Raw genomic sequence first — 25,308 nt, 5'->3', positions numbered from 1 at the left:
TTAGTATAACTATTGATTTAAAAAAATATTATTGTTTGTAGTATGAATATATCTTAGAATAATACTGCTAATCGCTATATGAAAGTATATTTTATACATACATTTTATATTTTACATGGAGGTAAAATATGTATAAATTTATAAAAAAGTATAAAAAAATATTTAGCATTTTGTTAGCCATAGGGATATTTATTAATATGCAATATCCTTATATCAATGTATTAGCTGACAACATAAACGGTTTAAATACAGTAAGTACCACTACCGGAAATCAAATGATGTTTGGAGGGGCAGGTACTGCAAGAGGAGGCATAACTTTTTCCAATTTTGAGGCAAATATAGTCTTACAAAAAGTGTTGAGTAATGCCGGAGAAGACAATGAAACAACTCTTGATTTGACTGATAAAAAAGCTTTCGACGATGCACATATAACATTAGATACACCACTTAATATAAAAATTGACACAAAAATAAAAGAAACAATAAGAAAAGATGATATTATAGATATAACGCTTCCTGATTATCCGGTAGATTTATCTACATTTGAAAATAATGAATATACAGATAGCGGATTTACTTATAAAATACAAATTGGCTTTGACGGTAAGAAACATATTATTTTAAAATGTCTTGAAGATATAGAGCTGACATCGCAGCCTGCTGAATATATACTAAAATTACCTACTAAGATCAAAGTGCAGGACCATACTAAAACAAAGATAGAAGTTCCTTTTGAAAACGGAACTAAAATATTGACTGTAAATATTGCACCAAAAGGTATAACATCATCTATACAAAAAATAGGATTGCAGGAATTAAACAGTATAAGATGGTTTATTGATACCAACTTATTTTCTGAAACTATTTCAAATTTTAACATAATAGAAAATATACCAAATGAGGTTATATTTGACAACAATACAACTGTTGTAGCAAAAAAACTGAATATTGATTTACACGGAAATAAAGAAATTACTGATGAGATTATCAGCGGTGTAAGTAAGTCTATATCCGGTAATGTAGCAACTATAACAGTAAATAAGCAAATAGATTATCCTATAAGAATAGAGTTTGTTACACCAGTTAAAGAAAATGTAGTGTCAAACAACACTTCCTCTACACTTATAAAAAATATGGCAGAATTTTCGGGTACTACATCCGAAGCTGAAGTAGATTTCAAACCTACAGATATGTTGGAAAAAACTCATGAGATTGTTAACTTCAACGGTGATAAGATAAGCTGGAAATTGACATTAAACTCTGCCAAAACTGTAATTGAAGACAATAAAATCAAGATTACAGAGGCTATGTCAAGTAAGAAAAAAGAAAATAATGATATAAATTCTGATGAATACGCTATAGACATACCTACAAAAATAACTATAAAAAACATTGATAAAAATAGAAGTATAGATGTCGTTCCAACGGGTAACGGAAATAATTTTGAATATGAATTTGAAAGAAATGACGATGAAAAAAATGATACTTTTGAAATAACATATGATACACCTATAAAAAATAAAATATCTAATATACAAACAAAGTCTTTGATAGAAAATATAGCTAAGACTACATTATCCGCAAAAGAACACAGTGCTACCGATACAGCTGAAATAGTAAAGTCTATGCACATAAAAAAATCAGTAAACGGTATATCAAAAACTACTCAAGGATACAAGTCAACATGGAAAATATCCGTAAATTTCGACAAACATAATATAGCACCTGTAGTCTATGACAACATAGGCTTAGCTCCTGCTGACAATATTAAAGTATTAAAAGATACAATAAAAGTGTATGAAGTAACTCCTAAAAAAATAGAAGATGAAAATCACCCTGATTATAAACTTTGGGATGCACCATATGAAAATGAAAGACTTGTAAGTTCTGATAAATATACCGTATCTGAAATAACAGATACAACAAGAGATTTTAATATAAGTTTTAACGAACAAAGCAATAAGTCTTATGTGATAAAATATGATACTTTATTAGATGCACCTAATGATGTAGTAAATACAGCAACATTAGATGGTAAGAGTGCAAGTGCAGGACTTGGAGGTAATACGCACAATAGAATCTATAAATATATCAGAACTCATTCAGAGAAAAAAGACAATAATTATATAACAGTATATGACGATTTGGACATGGGAAATAAAACCATGCTGTTTTATATATATGTAGAGCCGAACAGAGCTCCGATGAAAAATATAGTTATAGACGATACATTTGTAAACAAAGGTCTAAGTATAGAAAGAGGAGACATCAGTTTTTCAGATACAAGTATTACAGATGCGGATTTTACTTTTGAGAAAAAAGCGGATGCAACAGAGGGCTTTAAATTATCAATAAACAAAGAAATTTCCAATAAATTGGAAATAAAAATGGTAGCCCATTTTACAAAAAATGACAATATATCTACTGAAAAAACTCATTTTCCAAATAAAATAACAGCAACTTGGAAAGATAAGTATAATGGGGCAAACACTAACAATAATCAAGTGGAATATATAATACCTCAAAAATTGGTCGATGAGTCATATAAAAATAACAGTAATATTTCAGGTACACTTCATGGCGGTGATATTAAGGACAGATTAATAGATTGGACTACAAATATAAATTATGCAGGAGAAAAGCTGCCTGCCAATACTTCTGTAAAAATATATCCAATAAAACAAGACAGTCCTGATGATACTACAACCATAGATGAAAGATATCACAAGATAATAGATAATTTTAATATATATCCATATAAACTTAACAAATATGGCGATATAAAATATGATATGGATCATAAATTAATTGAAAATACCGATTATACAAAAACTTATAATGGAGACGGCTCATATACCATAACGTTTTTGAACCCTATAACAACAGGTTATTCTATAAGATACAGTACACAAATAGATACTAAGTATACAGATGATGAGAAGACAAATACAGAGTTTGATATATACAATAAGACAAAATTTAAACTTAAAAATGAAATCAATGTACCGCCTTTAACTTCTGTAAATATAGCAGCAATTGTAGATACAATGATAAGAGAGGTATTTGATAAAACAGGTGTTCAAAACAAATTAAATGCCTATGAAATAAACTATACAGCTATATTTAATCAAATAGCTGAAAAAGTACCTCAAGGTACTTATATCTACGATGTATTATCCGAAGATCAGATATTCATGCCAAATTCATTAATAATGACTTATTCAAACGGTACAAGAGTACCCGAATCAGACTATGTTGTAAATTATTCAGTAGATTCAAAAGCAAGACATGTTATGAGCATTAGATTTACAAAAGATATAACTGAGCCTATCAAAATATCATATAATGCTCATGTCAATAACGAAAATGCAAAAGCATTGAAAAATGCAATAAGCTATAAAGAAGATCCGACGGATGCTGATGTAAAAGACGGTTCTAAAATCACTTTTAAAAGAAGAGGTAGCGGAACTTTGATAGTTCCTAAAGGTGGAAGTCTTATAAACATAAGCTATACTAACGAAAGCTGTTGCAAAAATGGAAAATGTCCTATATTTCCAAATGAGCTTGAATTTGAAGTGATTATAAAAGACAGTCCAACTTCTACGGAAACACTATATAAGACTGTAAAAGTAGGAATAAATACTAAGGTGCCTGTAAACATATCAGCGGATAAGTTTGTAAAAGTAAAGTTAAAACAAGATTCTACTGCAAATCCGAAATTAAGAGAATTTGAGAGTAACTTCGAAAAAACAGTGGCAGATAAAGTAACAAATGTAAAATATGATGTATCACTAAACGAATATAAATTAAAAATAAAATTTGAAGGTGATATAGGCAGTAGATTTGATGACACATTAGCACCTAATATTTCATTACAGTATAGTAAAAACAATGCAAGCTATAACGAAAAGATAGATGCCATTACTTTAAAAAATGCTATAAAAAGTTTGGTATCACCAAATGAATATATTATTGATGTAGATACTATAACGCAAGACATGCTTAAAAATTCTACCGATGACAAGGTAAAATTGCAAATACCTGCAGGTGATGTCAACTTAAAGAACTATAAAATAGAGTTGTTATCTATAAACGGTGAACCTACTGCTGATAAAAATATAAATAATAATGAAATAGTCTTGAATAAGTGCGCAGAAGATGTAATAGTAGTGAAGATATCAAGACTGAAAAAACACAGCATTACTTTAAAACAATGGGCATCTGTTGGAGCAGGTATAAATTTTACAGATAATACAGTCGCAAATAACAAAGATATAATACTAAAAGCAACAAAAGGAGAATTAAAGAAAAATACAGCTTCTAACGACTATGTTCTGTTTGAAGATATAGCAGAAGATATCTATGATATAATAGCTCCCGCTATACCTTATTATATTACGCCTGAAATAAGCACAGATTTTATAAGTACCGAAAATTCATCAGCGCCTAATAAAGTGGATGTGAGTAAGTCAAGCTTTATGACAGAGCTTACAGCGACAAATACGGATGCACTCTATAAAAAAGCTAAAAGATTAATAATAAATAAAAAAGAAGTAATAAGAAAATATGACGGAACAGATGAAACTAAAATATTTAACAAAGATATAACATTTACACTTACTGATAAGAATGACAGTAATATCACAGCAAAATTTACTGTAAATTCATCTACACAAAAATATAAAGTTGTTGAAGATAACAGTAATATAATAGATGTGCAAGGAGATGTATTGTATGTAAAAGAAGGGCAATATACTCTTACAGAAGAAAATATGCACTCAAATTATTACTATGGCTATATAGATTTATCTGATACCAAAAATCTCACATCAAGCTCAGCAAATAATACATCAATAGATGTAGATTTACGTGCAAGTGTAACTGATATAGATGTGACAAAAGAAATATACAACCATAGAGATTATAATACACTCAAGATAACAAAAACAGGTGACGGTATACATCCTGTAACAGGTACTAAAATAGCCTTGTATACTGCTGTAAACGGAAAAGAAGGAACTAAAATAGATGAAAAGACAGTAGATGGTAGTGGAATAGTGACATTTGATAATATTTCAGATTTAAAATACGGTTACAAGGAAACAAAGGCAGCTGACGGATATATACTTGATTCTACGTTTTATTTTATAACAAGAGATAGCGATACAAGTGGTTTAATACTTGGAAGAACAGAGACAAAAAGTCTTGTAAACAACAGAATGAAATCAAAGATTGTAATATCTAAAAAAGATGTAAGCAGAGATAAATATTTGAGTGGAGTATCTTTTATATTACAAGGAACAAATGAAAATTCGCAAGATGTATCTGCTGTAAAAATCCAAAAAGATACTGCAAAAATCGGTGATATTGCACAAGCTTCATGGGATAATCTTGAAGTGGGCACATACAAACTATATGAAAAAATACCTGAAGGTTATAAAACACCTGAATCATATGTAAATTTTGACACAGTAGATAATCATATATTTACGGGATATAGAATTCAAATAAATGATAATAAAAAAATATATACTGTAGATGATAACAACAAAAATAAGGGAAAGATAATAACAGATGAAAAAAATGCCACTGTTATATTAAACACAGCTTTAACCTTAAATTTCGACGTGAAAAAGAAAAGTGCGAATGATGATATAGCTGATAAAAATAATCTGCCACTTAAAGGAGTACAGTATACTCTTACAGAAAAAACAAATTCAAATATTGTAGGGAAATTCAGCAAAACAGTAAGTACCAATCAAAACGGTATAGCAACATTTGAAAACATCGCTGTAGGAGAATATGAGTTAAAAGAATCAGCTACAATAGATCCATATAAGAAAGATACTGCCGTAACAACAGTAAAGGTAGAAAATGATAACGGAACTGCAAAGCTGATAGTAGGAACTGACGAAAATACCAATAAACTTATAGAAAAAACAAACTCAGTAGATTATGGAACACTTAAAATAACAAAAACAGCAGGAAATCAAAAAGTAAATAATGTTAAGTTCACTATAAAATATATAGCAGATATAAATAAGGTACCTGCAGGTTTTGTAAATGGCATAACAGCTCCTACTAATCTACAATCACATCCGTATTTCAAAGACAGAGTATATGAGGCTATTACAGCTACAGTAGGTGTAGAAGATGGTGTAATAGAACAAAAGCTTCCAAAAGGTATATATAAGATAACAGAAGTAGAAGCACCGGACGGATACCAAAAATCAGCTCCATACTATGTCAAAGTTAGTGGTAATGATGCCATAACTACTCAAACAATAAACAATGAAGTAGAAACAGTAAAACTTAGCATAGTAAAAAAAGATGCAAATGATAACAGATTAATAAAAGGTGCAAAATTTGAAATAGAAAGAAAAAATAATATAAACGGTAGCTATGAAAAGCTAAAAAACACTGATAATACTACTATATTTACTACAAATGCCGACGGTAAAATAGAAGTAAATGTCCAAAAAGGAGATATAAAAATAACAGAAATAACTCCTGCGCCTCATTATAGTCAAAACAGCTTACAGCTATATGATACTGTCGTTGAGGATAGTAAAAAAATATCAGGTGAACTGAAAATAACAGCAGATAAGACAGTAATAGCTACAAATACTAAAATAAAATCAAAATTTGTACTAAACAAGAAAAGTGTAACAAGAGATGGTAATTCTGCAAATTTTGCAAATGTAGAGTTTAAGTTATATGAAACAGACGAAAATTATACAAAACTTGATAATATCGCAGACTATACGTTTACTACAAATATAGACGGAAAAATAGAAGAAGAAATAAATACAGGCTACTATGTAATACAAGAAACAAGAAAAATGGGATATACAGCTAACATAGTAGTAAATGATAATGGAACGCCAATATTATCAAATAATCTTTCTTTTAAAAAAGATATAAATGCAGATACAAATATATCTGTAGAGAATAAACCTATATATGTAAAATTTAAAATAACAAAGGTAAAAGATGGAACAAATGATGCTGTACAAGGTGCAACAGTGGCAATATTTGACAAAAATGACACTAAAATAGCTGAAGCTACAAGCGGAGCGGACGGTGTTATGAACTTTGATGCTACTTACCTAAATGGAGTAAAGAAGTATGACGGCATATTATGGCAAGAAGGCTTGTATTACAAAGAACTTAACAGACCAAATGGATATTTCCTAAATGACAAGAAGCATAATATAACACTGGCAGATGATGTATCATTAAACGACAGCACTATAAGCTACACTCTTGGAAATAAACAAATACTTGGAGAGATAAAACTAATCACATATTCACGTAATAAACTGACAAATGCTGAAGCAAAGCTTGGAAATATAAAAGTGGAACTTGAAAAGTATGACGGGATAAACTGGCAAAAAATTAGAGAAGCAACTACAGATACTAAAGGTGAATTTGTATTTACAACATTAGAAGAGGGAAAATACAGAGTAGTTGAAAAATATGCTGATAATGAAGAAGTATTAAAAGGATACGAACAATTCAATAATAAAACAGCTACTACAACAAAAGGCGGAAATATAAAAGAAGTAGAAATAAAACCTGCATCAGCTGACGGAAAAGATACAAACGGAGTAACAAATCACACCTTGTATATTTCGCATGAAGCATTCTTCGGTTCACTTACTATCAACAAAAAAGATACAGACGGTAATAAACTAACAGGCGTTGAGTTTGGATTATATGATGATTCCGATAAAAAAATAGACACACTTATTACAAATGACGGTACAGTAAAAAAAGAAAATATTATTTTCGGTAATTACTACATCAAAGAAGAAAAAACTCCAAATAATATACTGATGGATACAAGCAAGATAGATTTGAGCATAAATTATGGAAATAGAGATGTAGTAAAAGATATAACAAATAATAAATTTGCAGCTAAGATAGAAGTATCCGTAATTGACAGTGAAACAAATGAACCGGTAGATGATACTGAAATATCAATTATTAATATCGGCGAAAAAACTACGGATTCAACAGGCAAAATAATCTATACAAATGTACCGAAGGGAAAACATAATATAAGCATATCCAAAGTAAACCCTAATTATTTGCCGAATCATACAGTTAAAAAAGTAGAGCTTAAAGATGCGGATAATAATACAATAATAAAAATAGAGTACAAGCTTACAAAGATAAGAACAGGTATAATATTGACAAAAACAGACGAAAAAACAGGAGAAAAATTACAAGGAATAGAGTTTGAACTTAAGGGAACGAAAGTAGGCAACACTACAGCTATAGTAAAAACTACTGATGAACAAGGCAAAATAATATTTGATAATCTAATATATGACACTTACACTATAAAAGAAACTCAAGCTAAGGAAGAATATAGGTTATTAGAAGATGCTATAACAGTAGAATTAAATCAGGAAAATTTAGAATTAAACGTAAAAAATACTAAAAAAACAGGTTTGTTGGAATTTGTAACAGTGGATAAAAATAGCAGACAGCCTTTGCGTAACGCTCATATAGAAATATATAAAGAAAATAGGAAAATAGCTACATTTGTTACAAATGAAGATGGAAGAGCAGAGAATATAGATACAAAAGATAAGAATATCTATATCGTAAAAGATCAAGTAACAAATAAGAATCAAATAGTAATGCCGATAGGTAAATATACTATAAAAGAAATAAAAGCACCAAACGTATATGAGCTTAACAAAGAAAGTATGGAATTTGAAATATCGCTTGATACTGTTATGCCTGTAACACTTGAAAACGAACCGAGACCATCAAGCAGCGATGATGAAATTAATGGAGGAAATAGTGGTGGTTTTGGAGGGGGTGTCGGAGGAAATAGTGGCGGTATCAGAGATGGCGGCGGAGGTTCATCTCAAAGTGTGCCCGGTATAATATTTTCACTTTCTGATACTTCTAAGAATACGACGAAACTGAACATACCTAAAAACCCTATAAAATCTAATATACCTGAAAGTTTGACTTTAAATACTTTCGCAAACACTGCTCCTATTCAAATTGATATACCGAATGAAAATTCGACACAAAAAAAAGAGGATAATTTAAAACAAATATACAATGCTTCTAAAACACCAAATGGTCAAATGCCTGTAAACATAAAGCCGGATAAACCTGCAACAAATACTGACAACAATAGACACGAACAAAGCAACAATACAGCTCCTGATGGAGCTACTAAACCAAATTCAACAACAACTGACAATACAAAAGATAAATCTAATGTTGAAAAGATTAAGAAAGCTATAGAATCTAAAAATGTTTATGAAATTGTTGATAAGCAAAACCGCCGTATAGGAACTGCAAGAGTATTGTTAAAAGACAATGGTGTGTTTTTAGAGTTTGTAAATGATTCGGATGTACCTCTTAGCGGTAAAATAAAGTATGATGAGGATGACAATTCTATAGAGTTAATAGAAGATAACACACCTCTTTCTCAGATAAATTTTGAAAATAAAACTTTACCAAAAACAGGTTCAAATAGTAATACAACTACAACTATCTCAGGCTTTGCTTTAATACTTTTAGCAATGCTGTTGAAAAGAAAAAATAAAAATATATAAAATAAAATATTAAAATTAATACTAAAATTCAATAGAATGATAGAAAAATAGCGTTGTGAAAATTTAGTAAATATATAACTATATTCATATATTTCTTATCAATAAATTATCTATTATTCTATTGACGATTAGTATAAAAAATTAACCTAAAAAGATTATAATTTGTCTTTTTAGGTTAATTTTTTTATTTTTTTGATATTTATTCAACTTTATATTATATTAAAAGTTAATAGAATAATAGAAAAATATGTAAATTTAATAAAATCCGGCAATATTTGTAGACTTATAATATTAAATTATTTATTATGAGATTAGAGATTACTATTAGACAATTATACTGATATTAGATTTTGCATATTTTTTATAGAATGCTTTCATAAATTTGTTGAAAATTTTCATAATTTATGCTATTATTACAAAGTATTTTTTATTATATACAATTTATGAAATGGAGAAAAAATGAAATTTTTTATTCAAGTTGAAAACTTGATATATGAATATAAAGATTATGAAAATGTGCGCAGAGCCGTAGATGATATATCACTTAATATAGAAAAGGGTAAGTTTATAGTGGTCTTGGGGCATAACGGTTCAGGGAAATCTACTTTTGCAAAACATTTGAATGCGATATTTACACCTACAAAAGGGAAAGTATATATAGATGATATAGATACTACTGATGAAAATAGAGTCTTTGATATAAGACAAAAATGTGGAATGGTTTTTCAAAATCCGGATAATCAGATAGTGGCGACAATAGTTGAGGATGATGTGGCTTTCGGTCCTGAAAATATGGGTGTACCGTCTGAAGAAATAAGAAAAAGAGTTGATTATGCTTTGGAAACTGTGAGGATGAGTGAATTTTCTACAAGAGCTCCACATCTATTATCAGGCGGTCAAAAGCAAAGAATAGCGATAGCAGGTATAATCGCTATGAAACCTGAGTGTATAATACTTGATGAATCTACTGCAATGCTTGATCCTCGTGGTAGATATGAAGTTATGAAGACAGTAGAAAAGTTGAATAAAGAAGAGAATATTACGATAATACATATAACACATTTTATGGAGGAGGCTATAAAAGCTGACTATATTTATGTTATGGAAGAGGGAAAAATCGTAATGCAAGGGACACCGAGAGAAGTTTTTCCACAAGTTGAAGATTTGCAAAAATTAGGACTGGACGTGCCGCCTATGACAAAACTATCGTATGAACTTAGAAAAAACGGTGTAAACATAGATGATAAGATTCTTACAGTTGAGGAGATGGTGGATAGCTTATGTCAATTAAAGTAGAAAATTTAAAACACATATATGCACCGAATACTCCGTTTGAAACAATAGCATTAGATGATATAAATATAGAGATTAAAACAGGTGAATTTATCGGTCTTATAGGGCATACAGGCTCAGGAAAGTCTACGTTTATACAGCATTTAAATGGACTGTTGAAAAGTAACTATGGGAAAATTTTTATAAATGATTTGGATATAACAGATGAAAAAATCTCACTTACAGATGTAAGAAAAAAAGTAGGTTTAGTTTTTCAGTATCCGGAATATCAGCTATTTGAAGAAACTATTGAAAAAGATATAGCTTTCGGCCCGAGAAATCTCGGACTTGATGAAGATGAGATAACTCAAAGAGTAAAAGATGCTATGCAGCTTGTCGGATTGGAATATGAAAGATCAAAGGATAAATCTCCGTTTGATATATCAGGAGGACAAAAAAGGAGAGTTGCAATAGCGGGTGTAATTGCTATGAAACCTGAGATATTGATATTGGACGAGCCAACAGCAGGTTTAGATCCGAAAGGTAGAGATGATATACTCAGAAACATAAAAGAAATTCATGAAAAAGAAAAAAATACCATTATATTGGTATCTCACTCTATGGAAGATGTTGCCAAACTTGCTGATAGATTACTCGTAATGAATAGAGGCAAGGTAGAATTTTTTGATACACCTAAGGAAGTTTTTAAGCATGAAGAAAGACTTAAACAAATAGGTTTAGATGTACCGAAAGTGTTGGATTTGGCAAAAAAATTGAGAGAGCAAGGCTTTGATATTTCAGATGACATTTTAACCATTGATGATATAAAATTAGAGATACTTAAAAATTTAAAGGAGAAATAATGCTAAAAGACATAACCATAGGGCAATATTATCCTACAAACTCAATAATTCACAAGCTGGATCCGAGAGTTAAGATAATATTTACTTTTGTTTTTATGGTATCATTGTTTATTGTAAATACATTCTCTGCATATATATTTGTAGTTGGTATGCTTGCAGCGGTTATTGTTTTGTCAAAAGTACCATTTTCATATATATTAAGAGGTGTTAAAGCAATAATATATCTCTTGCTTTTTACGTTTGTTCTAAACGTTTTGTTTACAAATGGAGGCAAGATATATTTTGAATACGGAATAATCAAGATAACACAAGATGGATTGAATTTAGGCTTTTTTATGCTGATAAGATTGTTATTGCTTATAATAGGGGCATCAATGCTTACGCTTGTAACAACGCCTATACAACTTACAGATGCACTTGAAAATATGCTTTCACCGTTTAAAAAAATGGGTTTACCTTCACACGAATTGGCGATGATGATGACTATAGCACTCAGATTTATACCGACATTATTAGATGAAACCGACAAGATTATGAAAGCTCAAATGGCGAGAGGTGCAGACTTTGAAAGTAAAAATATAATAAACAGGGCTAAGAGCATGATACCTCTGTTAGTACCATTATTTATAAGTGCGTTCAGAAGAGCAGACGAGCTCGCTATGGCTATGGAGTCAAGATGTTATCATGGCGGTGAGGGAAGAACAAGATTAAAACAGATTAAGTATGTGCAAAGAGATTACATTGCACTTGCGATATTATTTTTTTATTTGATTATCAGTGTATTGATTAGAAATTACAAGATTTTGTGATGAGTTTTAATTTTTGAAATTATGATAGTATTATAAAATGTTTAATGAATTGAAAAACTATGAAAAATATATTTTTAAAAGTAAGTTATGATGGCACAAACTACTGTGGCTGGCAAAAACAAAATAATGCTGTAAGCATACAACAAACACTGGAAAAAGCTATATCAGACATAACGAGAGAAGATATAGAATTAATTGCATCAGGTAGAACAGACTCAGGTGTACATGCTTTAGGACAGGTATGTAATTTTAAGACAGGTTCAAACATTCCATCTCAAAAATTTGCATATGCAATAAATTCCAAACTTCCAAGAGATATACGTGTGATTGAATCAAAAGAAGTGGATTTTGCATTTAATGCAAGATTTACAGCAAAAAAGAAAACATATATGTATAGGATATATAACAGTGAAATTTCAAGTCCGTTTTATTATAAATATTCTATGCAAGTTGCTCAAAAATTGGATATGGATTTGATGTCAAAAAATGTGAAGATGCTGATTGGAACATATGATTGGACATCATTTTACACATATGAGACAAATAATCCTAAAAATCCTGTAAGAACAATATACAGTGCCGATATATTAAAAAACAGTAATATGATTACATTTGAGATAGAGGGTAACGGATTTTTATATAATATGGTTAGAATAATAGTGGGAACGCTTATAGATATAGGACTTAATAAAAATGAGAGAGATATAAAGCGGATAATAGAAAAAAAAGACAGATCATATGCAGGTGCAACGGCAAAGCCACAAGGTCTTTTTTTGAAAGAAGTGTGCTATCAATAAAATAAAACAGGAGAAAATATGAACAAGATGGAAGATGTTTTTACACTTATAAGAGACAGATATGATGATTTCAGCAAAGGTCATAAGAAAATAGCGGATTTTATAATAAAAAACTACGACAAATGTGCTTTTATGACAGCGTCTAAAATGGGAGAAGAGGCTGATGTAAGCGAATCTACAGTTGTAAGATTTGCTTATGCGCTTGGATATGACGGTTATCCGCAGTTACAAAAAAATCTACAGGAAGTTATAAAAAATCAGCTTACTATAATACAAAGAGCTAAGATGAGTTTTGACAATATAGATGAATATAAAATATTTGAAAGTGTACTCAAAAATGATACACATAATATTAAACAAACTTTGGCAAGGATAGAATCTGATACTTTTAGAAAAATAATAAATGATATAGTGAACTGCAAAGGAAAAATTTATATTGTGGGTCTTAGAACATCAACATCTTTAAGCGAATATCTGGCATATTATTTAGAGCTTATGATGGATAATATAAAACTTATAAAATATACATATACAGATGTGTTTGAGCAGATAGTAGATGTAAAAAAAGAAGATTTGGTAATAGGAATAAGTTTCCCGAGATATACATCAAGAACTTACGATATATTAAAATATGCAAAAGATAAAGATGCCAATATAATAGCAATAACGGATTCCAAACATTCTCCTATAGGAGAACTTTCGGACAATACAATAATAGCTGTAAATAATATGACATCCATAGTAGATTCTTTGGTTGCACCTCTTAGCGTAATAAATGCTATAATTGTCGCAGTAGGTTCAAAGAAAAAAGAAGAAGTAAAAAATAAATTTGAACAATTTAAATACATTTGGAAAATGCAGGGAATATTCAGAGAATAATAAAAATGTTGTTACTATGATTTTTTATCATTTTGTAACAACATTTTTTATTTATAAGAGTTTATTCAGTGCGTGATATACTCCAAAGTCATCATTAGTGGATGTTATAAAATCTGAAATATCCTTTAATTCATCTATACCGTTGCCCATGGAAACAAGTGTTCCTACAGCTTTTCTCATGGTCAAATCGTTGTGACTGTCACCGATTGACAGTATGTTTTCTTTATTTATACCAAGCTTTTCAGCTAAATTAGATATACCGTTACCTTTATCCACACTACTATGATGTACCTCAATAGCTCTTTCACCGACTTGTGTTATATAATAATCCATAGTATTTACTGCTTCATAAGCTTTTTTCATATCTGAATTACTTAAAAAGGATGCTAAAATCATATTGATTCCGCCTTGTTCATCTTCTGAAAATTTGAGTATATCAGGTACGGTCATTCTTGTATCTTCAACTAATTTATAAAAGTCAGGGTTTATATAGTCTTTGTATTCTTTGAGTGATTTTTCACTGCAGATAACTTTTCCGTTTGAATATAATTCAAACATCATGCTCATATGATCAAGCTTTGAATGTATATTTTTCACATCTTCGGAATTTATACGAATATCAAATATGGTGTTGCCTGTTTTATCTATGCAGGCGGAACCGTTTGTGAGTATGGTATAATCTGTGTATGGAAGCAAGTTTTTGATACTGTCTATATGGTACACTTCTGATAGAGTTCTTCCTGTACATATGACAAAGTTTATACCTTTTTCGTGATGTTTTTTTATTATTTCTACATTTTGAGATGATATTTGTTTATCAGATCCGAGAAGTGTGCCGTCCAAATCGAGTGCAACTAATTTTATCATATCGAAAATTCCTTTAAACTGTTTTTAAGATAATATATTTATAATTGTTTATCATTTTTATTATATCACTGTTTAATCAGATAGCATTAAAATTTTATTATAAAATTATATTTACCCAAGCTTATAAAAATTATTGCATATCTTTTATTTTTTGCAATAGTATTTCCTTGGTGTTAAGCCTCGGTTCGTCAAGGACGATTTCCATTAAATAATTTAGTATTTCGCCTATTTCCTTACCTGTATACCCTAATTTTTTTATATCATTTCCATTTAAAGCAAGGTCTTTTTTTGTAAATATATTTTCTTCATCCAATACCTGTTTTACTTTTTTCTCAAATATATCATTATCGCCGATTGTTGTAGACATTGAATCAGCCTTTTGTATTTCTACAAGATAGTTTATGTTTTCTTTGCCTATATATGAAATAAGTCGTCTTATGCCTTTTGGGGTTATAGTATCAGGTGCTATCATATGCTTTTCAACAAGAAGAGATACTATATTTATTATATTGTTCGGATATCTAAGCTTTTTAAGATATTTTACGGCTATTTCTTTGCTTATCTTGTTATGTCCGTAAAAATGTGCAATACCGTTTTCGTCTACGGTTTTTGTGTAAAGTTTGCCTGTATCGTGAAATAGGGCGGATAATCTTAAAATTATATCATTTTTTACATTATCGAGTACACTCATTGTATGAAAAAACAAATCATACTGATGATACGGATTTTGTTGGTCATATCCGTACATATCGTCTATAACAGGTAAAATATGTTTCAACAAACCTGTTTCATACATTAAGATGAAAGCTTTTGACGGTTTTTCTGTGAGAAGCATTTTTGTAAGTTCCACATTCATACGTTCTATGGATATATCATTTATTGTGTGTGATAATGATTTTATTGCATCAAAAGTATTTTGTTCTATTTCAAAATTAAGCTGAGATGCGAATCGTATAGCTCTCAACATTCTCAATTTATCTTCTTTAAATCGTTTCCTCGGATTTCCTACACATCTTATAATCTTATTTTCTAAGTCGAATTTTGAGTTAAAAATATCTATTAGACCTACATCGTCATTATAAGCCATAGCGTTTATTGTAAAATCTCGCCTTGACAGATCATATTTTATATCTTTTTCAAAATTTATTTTTTGAGGATGTCTGCCGTCTAAATAATTGCTTTCACTACGATATGTTGTTATTTCTATGGGAACATTATCAATTATTACAGTTACAGTACCGTATTTTATGCCTGTATGGGCTACTATATATTTATCTTTAAATATTTTTGTAACTTCGTCCGGCAGGGCGTCTGTAGCTATATCTATGTCATTTACCCTTTTGCCTAACATCATATCTCTAAGATAACCGCCTACTATATACGCATCGTAAGAATGATTTTTTAGAGCAGATATTATTATTTTTGCATTTTTTTGCATAGTAAAATTTTTGGTGTTCATATTTGCTACCTTATTTATATATGATTATCATTGATAACATATAAATAATCAATAAATAATATTCTGATACTTATATATATGAAAGAATATATTGTAATTAATTTTAAAACAGTATTTTGATTTATATGATTTAATTGAATTTCAGTATGTTATATATAGCTATTATATATATTTTATCATAAATATCTTTAATTTTGATAAAATATATGGTTTTTTATAATATCTATTTTTTTAAGCCTTTTATTATTTCGTGCAAATTTTCTATATATTTATAATCAATCTGATTCAAATCTTGTATTATTGCATCTCTTAGATTAGGATTTTTTACGCCATAATCAAAAAAGTCTTTCGGCGATATATTTAGATAATCACATATATAAAAAAACATTTCCATAGATGGAAAAGCTTTAGAATTTTCAATTTTATTTATATAACTTTCGCTTTGTCCTAATGATAAGCTCATATCTCTTGCCGACACCGAATTGATTAATCTTAGCTCACTTAATCGCTTGGCGAAATCTTTGCTATTATACATATTATCACCACCTATGATAATTGTACTATTAATTTTCTGATAAAAAGGGAATATAAATCTATAAAAATATTGACATATAGAATTAAATTATATAAAATGTATATAAATATAGAATTAAATTATATTTTTATTCATTAGTTGGAAATAAGAATTTGTTGTCTCTTATTTTAAGGAGGGAGAATATTTTTTGGAAGATAATAATAATTTTAATCAAGTAAATAGCAATTCACATAATGAAGTGAATACACCAAATAATAATTCTGGAAATATAGCGAATATGCAGAATATGACAAGCAGAAATAATACAGCACAGTTAAATTACAATAATCAGATGAACAATAATTTTAATCAATCAGAATATAGACCAATATTAAGAACGGATAGAAATTTTTGGAAGATAATTTTATTATCGCTTATAACATTTAATATATATGGCTTAGTGCAAATTGCAAACATAGCTGATGAAGCCGACAAAGTTTGCAGTAAATATGATCATAAAAATACTATAAATGGATATTTGACATATCTTTTGTTAGGACCTATAACTCTTGGGATTTTTGTTTTGATATGGACTAATAATTTATATATGGACAATAACTTCTCAGAATGAGATTGTGGAGTATGGACAGCTTCTAATAGTTCTTTATAAAAACCTATGTGACAAATTGAGCAAGTAAACCTTAAATTTGAGGCTTATTTAGAGTATTCGTTAACCAACTTTATTAAAACTTATAATTTATAAATGGATATTAAACAATATTAAATTATGAATTCGAATCATATGGAAATTTTGAAATAATAGAAAAATACGCTTTTCTTTTATAGAGGAGATTAAATATGGAATTTAATTTATTGGGTAAGACTTTATATTTTGATAGCAGACACTTTAATATGGGGGTAATATACAACCACGAAAGAAAAATTTTGTATGCTCTAGAACCAAAATTTAGAACTGAATATTATTCCCTTGCAGAAAATCCGGAAGCTTGGGGAGATAAGTTTGCAGATATGCTTTCTAAGTATATAGATTTAATAATAGACAATTATGTTTCGTTTCTCAAACAAAATAAAATATTTGCTTATAATAGAGGAAGCTATATAGATATTATTAACAACAGATATGTAGAAAAGCATCTTGAAGATACTTATAGAGAATTAAGTGATATTGAGGATAACCAATTGAATTCTGGTGGTTTATTTTCAAAAAATAAGATAAAAAAATTACGAAGAGAATTTCTTAAAAAATATGATACTTATGGGTGGTTTCTTGATTGCCTAATTGAAGTTTCGGAAAACTCAAGAGACTATACCATAAATATTATGGAGAAAGAAACGGAAAATATCGAAGGGAAAACTTTTCGATTTGCTCGTATATCAAAGGATAAGTCTACAAAAGCAGACAATATATTGGATAATATTAAAGGACTTTCTCAAAATGATAAAATTGATGCTTATATCCAGGCAGTAGGTTATGATTACCTTAATGAAGATATTTATGATTCCATACTTCTTTATTTCCCTTCAGAACTGGAAAATGTTAATAGAATTAAAAAAGCACTGTTTATCGGTTAGCACATTGTATATTATATAAAAGTGATATATTATAGCATAATTGTTTCGATTGATTTTTGGATTTTTAGGAAGGGGGTGAATTAAGTGGAGATTGTAGGAATAATCATTCTTATTTTAGGATTTGTTGCCTCAGTTATAGTTGTTAATGCGGCATACAGACTATTTATGAGATTACTTGGAGCTGATTCAATGTTTTTTAATGTAAAGAAAAAGCTGATTGCGATTGTGGTAGTTTGGCTGGTTATCTCGGGCTCGCTCCTTAAATTTTTTGGAATAGCATAATTCTAAAAAAACAAAAATATAGGATATGTCTTATTAAGAAAGTATGGTTGCCTTAAAATATAAGAGTGTATCTATATTGTAAATATATTATATTTTAAAGAAAAAAGAAGTCTTATTGGATTATAGCTCGCACGGTATTGCTAAGATTTTTATGTAAATTAGATTTTTATGAAAATTGTTGAATTGGGAATACTTATTCACTATGCCTTTATTTAACAAAAAATATAAAATATGTTTTTGAATATGTCAGGATTTTTTATTTTAAAAAAATCCTGACATATTCAACGTCATTTTAAAGCTAAATTCTGCCCTTATACTTGATTTCAAATTTTATATAAACATTTACATACAATTCTCAGTGTTTGATACTAAACTCTATTTAAACTATTGATTTTTATCTATTTTCTAGTTGTAGCATTCTTTACCGAATTTTTGTTAATAAATTTATTGTGTCACATAATCTGTCTATTATATCTTTTAATCTTATAAACTCAATTTTCCTGCATAAAAAATGTAATATAAATACTGAAATAATAACATTTATTAACACAATAATATATAACTTGACATAAAAATTAATACATTTTCAGAATTATTTTTAATAGATAAAAAGCCTTGCTTTTTGTTAAAATTACAATCAAAAAACACCTTTATTAGGTGGTATATATGTGATGCAAAAACATATCTAAAAAAACTTTAAGCTACATACAGAACATTACAAGAAATATCATCAAAACCTAAAGTATGCAAAATTCTTGTAGAAAATGCCATAAAAAAGGTATTATTGCCGATTATGTTTTATGTGATTCATAGTTTACAAATGAACCATTTTTACTCGATATGCTGAATATAGATATGCACGTTATAGGTATGGTAAAACAATTAAAATAAAAATATCTGTATAAAGGTTCATATAACATATTAAACAGCTTATATAAACTCACAAGAAAAAATTTTAGGTTTACAATATAATTGCAACACATAAAAAAAATAATGACTTATAAAACAAGAAAAATGAATATCTTACATTACTATGCACAGATATTACAGTAGAAGAAAAAGAGATAATAAGAATCTACGATAATAGATGGAACATAGAAGTAATGTTTAAAGTATCAAAGGATTTACTAAAACTTGGAAAGGAGTTTAAAATAGTAAACTTTGATATGATGATATCACATATAAGTATAGTATTTACAAGATATATGGTGCTTGAATATTTAAAAAGAGCAAATAATGATTTTAGATATCCAACAACAAATTTATGATATTACAAGATATTTGATGAAGTAAGTGATGCTAAACTATTACCTGCACTTAATGCTTTAATTATATTATTTGATGATATAATTAAACAATATGTTTTTAAAAATGAATTAATAAAAAGTCAAGTATATAATATTATTTCTCTATTTCCTTGTAATTTGAAGGATTTGTTTCCTGTTTATATGTGGGAAAGTTGAGTTACTTTTTTTATATCTGAAGATATTCTTAGCTGAGATTATAAAGAAGATGTGTTTGATGAATTTATGGATTCAGCTATAAAGATTGAATCTTATATGGATGAACTTTTAAATTAGAAAAGGAAAGATTATAATGAAAAAGAACTTATTATTGGTAGGAATTTTGTTGACGTTAATGGTACCTACAGGCTGTGTTCAAGATAAAAGTATAGGTAACGAATCAGAAGAAGCACGCGATAAAAATAAAGCATATTATAAAGAAGAAAGAGAGAAGGCAGATAAATTATCAAATCTAGATTATGAAGTACAACAATTAAAATATAATTCAAGTAAAATACCGTTAATTAGTAAACCAAATAAAGTTGAATCAAAACAACTATCAATACAAGAAAAAAAATTAAAAGCAATAGATATAATGACTGATAGTCAAACATATGATATGTCAGAATTGTATTACTATTTCAAATCCGGTGTTAATGAGTTAACCCCAACACCAGATAATCCGAAAATAGATAGACGTATAATAGATGAAGATGGTTTAATAAGTTTCAAAGTTATACCAGGTTCATCATATACAAAAGAGATAGATGATGGTTTTACAACATACTATGTTAAAGATAAAAATGATTTTGAATACATGATAGTATCAATCATACAAGGTGAAACAGCATTCTATGAAAATGGTATAACCGACACAGGTACGTTTTTAATAGAAGCTGAAAAATCCATAAAGGATATATATCCAAATGCGGATCCAGAAATATGTAGAGTAGGCAATACACATATAGCGATATTATATCAAGATACAATGGATGATCCAATGACATCAATAGCGTTTATTAGAGATGGATATAACAATGTATATGTCATTATAATGAATGATATGCACAAGCATAATTTATCCATATTTAATGCAGTTATGAGTTTAGAATTATTCAGATCAGATGGATATAAATTCATAAATTCTCCATATAGAGATAAAATATACCTTAATAAGATTAAAAGTGTAACAAATATGAATAATTAATAATATAAAGGAAACTTATTATGAAAAAGAAAATATTTATTATAATGAGCATAACTATAGCAGTGATAATCTGGATATTAATATGGTATAATCAAGATCAAAAATATAAAAAATACCGTAACGTTATAACAAATGAAAAATATGTTGTTAGGTTAGATAACAAAAAATATGAAGGGGAAATTACAAATAATTATGAAACTATAAAATCGGTTCCAGATATTTTAGAATTAGATGCAAGAATTATAGATAAAAATCTTGGTAATAGTTTCAAAGTTGGGAAATATAACATATATACAGAAATAGTTGAGAAAGATCATTCTGTGTGGAGATTTCATGAACCACATAATCCAGATGATGTATATATGGATGTTATTTCAGGTACAAGAGAATTTTTTCAAAATAATATAAAAAAAAAGAACGAAAAAATATCAATATTTGAAATAAATTTATTACCAGATATAAATAAATATGATTATATTTTTAATTCAATACAATATAAAATTGGCAATTCTCATGGAGCATTGATCAATATTAGTGATCCAGATAAAGACACAGCTATAATTGAGGATGTTAATGGGAATATTACTATAATACAAATTTATGATAAAACAAAACTGGATATATTTGATATGGTAGCTAATTTTGAAGTATTTTCTGCTGATGGTTACAGATTTATAGATGCAGATTATAGAGATGGAATATATGTTGACGACATTGTAAAAGTTATTGATAATGGAAATTATAAAAAATAATATGTTTAAGTAGAAAAATTCATAAATATTGCTGTTACTAAATGATGAAAATTACAGCAACAGCAATATTTTATGAAATAACATTTTACATATATGCCATAGTACATAGTGGCTTTTTAGTATGTTTATTATTATATTTTCTTTATAATTTAATGTATTTATGATTATTTTATTTCAGAACCGCAATATTCACATTTGGCTACAAAGCCGGCTCTTTTTGTAATTCTTGCTCCACAGTGCGGGCACTCAACACTTTCATTAAAATTATCAGAGTTGTCAGGTTTTATGAGCATTATTTTTTGACTACCACCTAATTCTAAGGATATATTTATCAATATTTTTAATTTTAATAGCTTTTCTATTTCCTTTGTTACACTATCGTTTGTTTTATTCATTTTTGAAGCTAATTCAGATAAACTAATATATCCATATGCATCATGAACGAATATATTATTATATAAATAAGCACTTTTAATTAAATTGCTTTTTCTAAAATTCAAATAGGCTAAAACGGAGAACAGGACTGCAAATTGAATATATGTTACCATGCTATCTGCCAATTCTGAATTTTCCGTAAAACCTGAAATAATTCCGTAAACTGATATAATTACAAAAAATGTCCATATAAAAAATTTTATTTTTAAAGATTTTAATAATTTGTCAATTCTTTTCCCATCTATATACATTATATTTCCTCCATATGCTGTAATAATTAAAGCTAAAAAGTTGAGAGCTTATACTAAAATTTGATAGAACAATAGAAAAATAACATTGTATAAATTTAATATAATACTATTTATAAATTTCTTATCGTAAAAAATATTATGCTATTAGATAACAGTATTAAAATTAAGCAAAAATAGTGCTACCGATTTAAATTAAAAATTTATTTTTATAATTCAATTTATATGCCTCTCATAGACAGGCTTACTTTTTTTCTATCATAATCGATGCCGATTACCTTTACATTAACAACATCACCTATTGATACTACATCCATAGGATTTTTAATATATTTGTCGCTTAACTGTGATATGTGTACCAAACCGTCATTTTTTACACCTATATCTACAAATGCACCGAATTCAAGTACATTTCTTACTGTACCTTTTAATATCATACCTTCGCTTAAATCTTCCAATTTTAATACATCGCTTCTCAAAACAGGTGAAATATTTTTTTCGTCTCTTATATCAAGTCCTGGTTTTTTGAGTTCTTTTATTATATCTATAAGTGTTGGCATACCTATTTCCAATTTGTCGGCTAACTCTTTTTGGGAAAATTTGTCTATTTTTTCGCTGAATTTTGAAATGAAGTTATCGTTTGATATATCTACTCCCAATATTTCTAAAAGTTTATATGTTTTTTCATAAGATTCAGGATGTATGCCTGTATTGTCGAGTAAATTTTGGCTGTCTTTAACTCTTAAAAAACCTGCACATTGTTCAAAACAGGATTGGCCTAATCTTGATACTTTTAAAAGTTCATCTCTGTTTTTAAATTTTCCTGAAGTATCTCTGTATTTTACTATATTTTTTGCAATTGATGGTGTTATGCCGGATATATATTCGAGTATGCTGTAAGATGCCGTATTTAAGTCAACACCGACTTTATTAACATTATCTTCAACAACATTGGATAATACTTCGCTCAATCTTTTTTGATTTACGTCATGCTGATATTGACCTACGCCTATTGATTTAGGTTCTATTTTTACAAGCTCGCTCATAGGGTCTTGTATTCTTCTTGCTATGGATACAGCCCCACGAAGTGATACGTTCATATCTTTTAATTCCTCTTCTCCAAGTTTTGATGCGGAATATACTGATGCACCTGCTTCGCTTACGATTGTATAATATACATTATCCATTCCTTTTACTATATCTGCAACTATTTGCTCGGATTCTCTTGACGCTGTTCCGTTTCCAATTGATATTATATTCACTTTATATTTATTTATTAGGGAAGTTATTTCTTTTGATGTTTCTTCGACTTTGTTTTGTGGCATAGTCGGATACACTGTTGTAGTGTCAAGCACTTTTCCGGTTTCGTCTACTACAGCTATCTTACAACCTGTTCTGTATGCAGGGTCCCAACCTAATACAACTTTATTTTTAAGAGGAGATTGCATTAACAATGCTGATAAATTTTCTCCAAAAACGGCTATGGCTTTTTCCTCGGCTCTTGATGTCATCTCTGAGCGAAGTTCTCTTTCGAGTGATGGTAACATTAATCTTTTGAGTGAATCTGTTATTGTATCTGTCATTATATCTTTATGAATTTCTGATTTTATATAAGATTTTTGAGCTGTTTCTAAAAATTTTTCAAAATCATAATCTATTTTCACTTTTAATATATCGTCTTTTTCACCTCTATTTATGGCAAGTATTCTATAAGACGGCATTTTAGACGATATTTCGCTAAATTCCATATACATTTTATATACGGAGAAATCTTCTTTTTCTTCTGCACCTTTTTTTGCAGATGTCATTATCACTGCTGTATCAAAAAGCAATTTTCTAAGCTGTTTTTTAAGTTCAAAATCATCGGCTATTATTTCGGCAACTATGTCCATTGCACCTGTGATTGCCTCTTTTGTAGAGTTTACTTCAAGTTCTTCGTTTATGAATTCATCTGCTTTATCTTCTATTTTTTCGTTGCCGTCTAATAATACTTGACTTAAAGGCTCTAATCCTTTTTCTTTTGCAACACTTGCTCTTGTTCTTTTTTTCTGCTTAAACGGCGCATATATGTCTTCTACTTCTTGAAGTGTCATAGCATTTTCAAGAGACAGTCTTATATTTTCTGTCATTTTACCTTGTTCTTCTATTAGATTTATTACACTGCTTTTACGTTCTGATAGTGAAGTCAAGTATTTTAATCTTTCGTCAAAATCCCTAAGAAGTGTATCGCTTGCTCCTCCGGTTGCCTCTTTTCTGTATCTCGCTATAAAGGGTATTGTCTTTCCTTCGCCTATAAGTGTCATTATATTCTCAATTTGACCGCTTTTTAGCGAAAACTCCTGCATAAGTATTTTTTGTATATCCATATTTACTCCTTAAAAATTTAATAGAATATTTTTTTGCATTAATAACTTGTTTAAATTATGATAATCAATAAGTATTAATACTGATGCTTTTC

17 protein-coding genes are annotated in these 25,308 nt (G+C 28.7%); 12 read left to right on the top strand and 5 right to left on the bottom strand.

The window, feature by feature from the left end; genetic code table 11:
* Positions 1 to 128 precede the first annotated feature (128 nt).
* From HMPREF9629_RS09710 to HMPREF9629_RS09685, 6 genes are all read left to right on the top strand, one after another.
* A complete protein-coding gene (locus tag HMPREF9629_RS09710) occupies positions 129 to 9,590 on the top strand; it encodes an MSCRAMM family protein (protein ID WP_009526225.1) in 9,462 nt (3,153 codons plus the stop codon).
* Between the two features lie 459 nt (positions 9,591 to 10,049).
* Positions 10,050 to 10,886 carry an energy-coupling factor transporter ATPase gene (locus tag HMPREF9629_RS09705; RefSeq protein ID WP_009526224.1) on the top strand — a complete coding sequence of 279 codons (837 nt, stop codon included), beginning with the start codon at positions 10,050 to 10,052 and terminating at the stop codon, positions 10,884 to 10,886.
* Positions 10,871 to 11,725, top strand: coding sequence for an energy-coupling factor transporter ATPase (locus tag HMPREF9629_RS09700; RefSeq protein ID WP_009526223.1), 855 nt, complete (start codon positions 10,871 to 10,873; stop codon positions 11,723 to 11,725). Before HMPREF9629_RS09705 ends, HMPREF9629_RS09700 begins: the two co-directional genes overlap by 16 nt.
* Positions 11,725 to 12,534 carry an energy-coupling factor transporter transmembrane component T family protein gene (locus HMPREF9629_RS09695; RefSeq protein WP_009526222.1) on the top strand — a complete coding sequence of 270 codons (810 nt, stop codon included), beginning with the start codon at positions 11,725 to 11,727 and terminating at the stop codon, positions 12,532 to 12,534. Before HMPREF9629_RS09700 ends, HMPREF9629_RS09695 begins: the two co-directional genes overlap by 1 nt.
* Before the next feature lie 59 nt (positions 12,535 to 12,593).
* Positions 12,594 to 13,331 carry a tRNA pseudouridine(38-40) synthase TruA gene (gene truA, locus HMPREF9629_RS09690; RefSeq protein WP_009526221.1) on the top strand — a complete coding sequence of 246 codons (738 nt, stop codon included), beginning with the start codon at positions 12,594 to 12,596 and terminating at the stop codon, positions 13,329 to 13,331.
* 18 nt (positions 13,332 to 13,349) lie between these two features.
* Complete coding sequence (locus tag HMPREF9629_RS09685; RefSeq protein WP_009526220.1) at positions 13,350 to 14,210, top strand: MurR/RpiR family transcriptional regulator; 861 nt, start codon at positions 13,350 to 13,352, stop codon at positions 14,208 to 14,210.
* Positions 14,211 to 14,261: 51 nt separating this feature from the next.
* Here HMPREF9629_RS09685 and HMPREF9629_RS09680 read toward each other — a convergent pair whose 3' ends face one another.
* From HMPREF9629_RS09680 to HMPREF9629_RS09670, 3 genes are all read right to left on the bottom strand, one after another.
* On the bottom strand, positions 14,262 to 15,077 hold the full coding sequence (locus HMPREF9629_RS09680) for a Cof-type HAD-IIB family hydrolase (RefSeq protein WP_009526219.1): 816 nt from the start codon (positions 15,075 to 15,077) through the stop codon (positions 14,262 to 14,264).
* A 130-nt stretch (positions 15,078 to 15,207) separates the two neighbouring features.
* Positions 15,208 to 16,536, bottom strand: a complete 1,329-nt coding sequence (locus HMPREF9629_RS09675; RefSeq protein WP_009526218.1) for a CCA tRNA nucleotidyltransferase — start codon at positions 16,534 to 16,536, stop codon at positions 15,208 to 15,210.
* A 223-nt stretch (positions 16,537 to 16,759) separates the two neighbouring features.
* Positions 16,760 to 17,071: a helix-turn-helix domain-containing protein gene (locus tag HMPREF9629_RS09670; RefSeq protein ID WP_009526217.1), complete on the bottom strand. Its 312-nt coding sequence runs from the start codon at positions 17,069 to 17,071 to the stop codon at positions 16,760 to 16,762.
* 187 nt (positions 17,072 to 17,258) lie between these two features.
* On the opposite strand from HMPREF9629_RS09670, the gene HMPREF9629_RS09665 reads away from it, so the two are divergent.
* The 6 genes from HMPREF9629_RS09665 (at position 17,259) to HMPREF9629_RS09640 (ending at position 22,167) form a co-directional block, all read left to right on the top strand.
* Positions 17,259 to 17,681, top strand: a complete 423-nt coding sequence (locus HMPREF9629_RS09665; protein ID WP_009526216.1) for a DUF4234 domain-containing protein — start codon at positions 17,259 to 17,261, stop codon at positions 17,679 to 17,681.
* Positions 17,682 to 17,908: 227 nt separating this feature from the next.
* Positions 17,909 to 18,643 (top strand): hypothetical protein, encoded by a 735-nt coding sequence (locus tag HMPREF9629_RS09660; RefSeq protein ID WP_009526215.1) that lies wholly within the window; start codon positions 17,909 to 17,911, stop codon positions 18,641 to 18,643.
* Between the two features lie 84 nt (positions 18,644 to 18,727).
* Positions 18,728 to 18,925 (top strand): hypothetical protein, encoded by a 198-nt coding sequence (locus HMPREF9629_RS09655; RefSeq protein WP_009526214.1) that lies wholly within the window; start codon positions 18,728 to 18,730, stop codon positions 18,923 to 18,925.
* Between the two features lie 1,103 nt (positions 18,926 to 20,028).
* Complete coding sequence (locus HMPREF9629_RS09650) at positions 20,029 to 20,193, top strand: hypothetical protein (RefSeq protein ID WP_009526213.1); 165 nt, start codon at positions 20,029 to 20,031, stop codon at positions 20,191 to 20,193.
* A 328-nt stretch (positions 20,194 to 20,521) separates the two neighbouring features.
* Positions 20,522 to 21,415, top strand: coding sequence for a hypothetical protein (locus tag HMPREF9629_RS09645; protein WP_009526212.1), 894 nt, complete (start codon positions 20,522 to 20,524; stop codon positions 21,413 to 21,415).
* Between the two features lie 20 nt (positions 21,416 to 21,435).
* Entirely contained in the window at positions 21,436 to 22,167 is a 732-nt protein-coding gene (locus HMPREF9629_RS09640) for a hypothetical protein (RefSeq protein WP_009526211.1), read from the top strand.
* Between the two features lie 164 nt (positions 22,168 to 22,331).
* On the opposite strand, the gene HMPREF9629_RS09635 is transcribed toward HMPREF9629_RS09640, so the two are convergent.
* Both HMPREF9629_RS09635 and HMPREF9629_RS09630 read right to left on the bottom strand, forming a co-directional pair.
* On the bottom strand, positions 22,332 to 22,853 hold the full coding sequence (locus HMPREF9629_RS09635) for a zinc ribbon domain-containing protein (RefSeq protein ID WP_009526210.1): 522 nt from the start codon (positions 22,851 to 22,853) through the stop codon (positions 22,332 to 22,334).
* A gap of 218 nt (positions 22,854 to 23,071) precedes the next feature.
* Positions 23,072 to 25,216: a Tex family protein gene (locus HMPREF9629_RS09630; protein WP_009526209.1), complete on the bottom strand. Its 2,145-nt coding sequence runs from the start codon at positions 25,214 to 25,216 to the stop codon at positions 23,072 to 23,074.
* Positions 25,217 to 25,308: the final 92 nt, after the last annotated feature.

This window comes from Peptoanaerobacter stomatis (genome assembly GCF_000238115.1).
Taxonomy (GTDB): Bacteria; Bacillota; Clostridia; order Peptostreptococcales; family Filifactoraceae; genus Peptoanaerobacter; species Peptoanaerobacter stomatis.
Note: the sequence above shows the minus strand (reverse complement) of the source record. Positions and strands in the feature narration are given on the sequence as shown.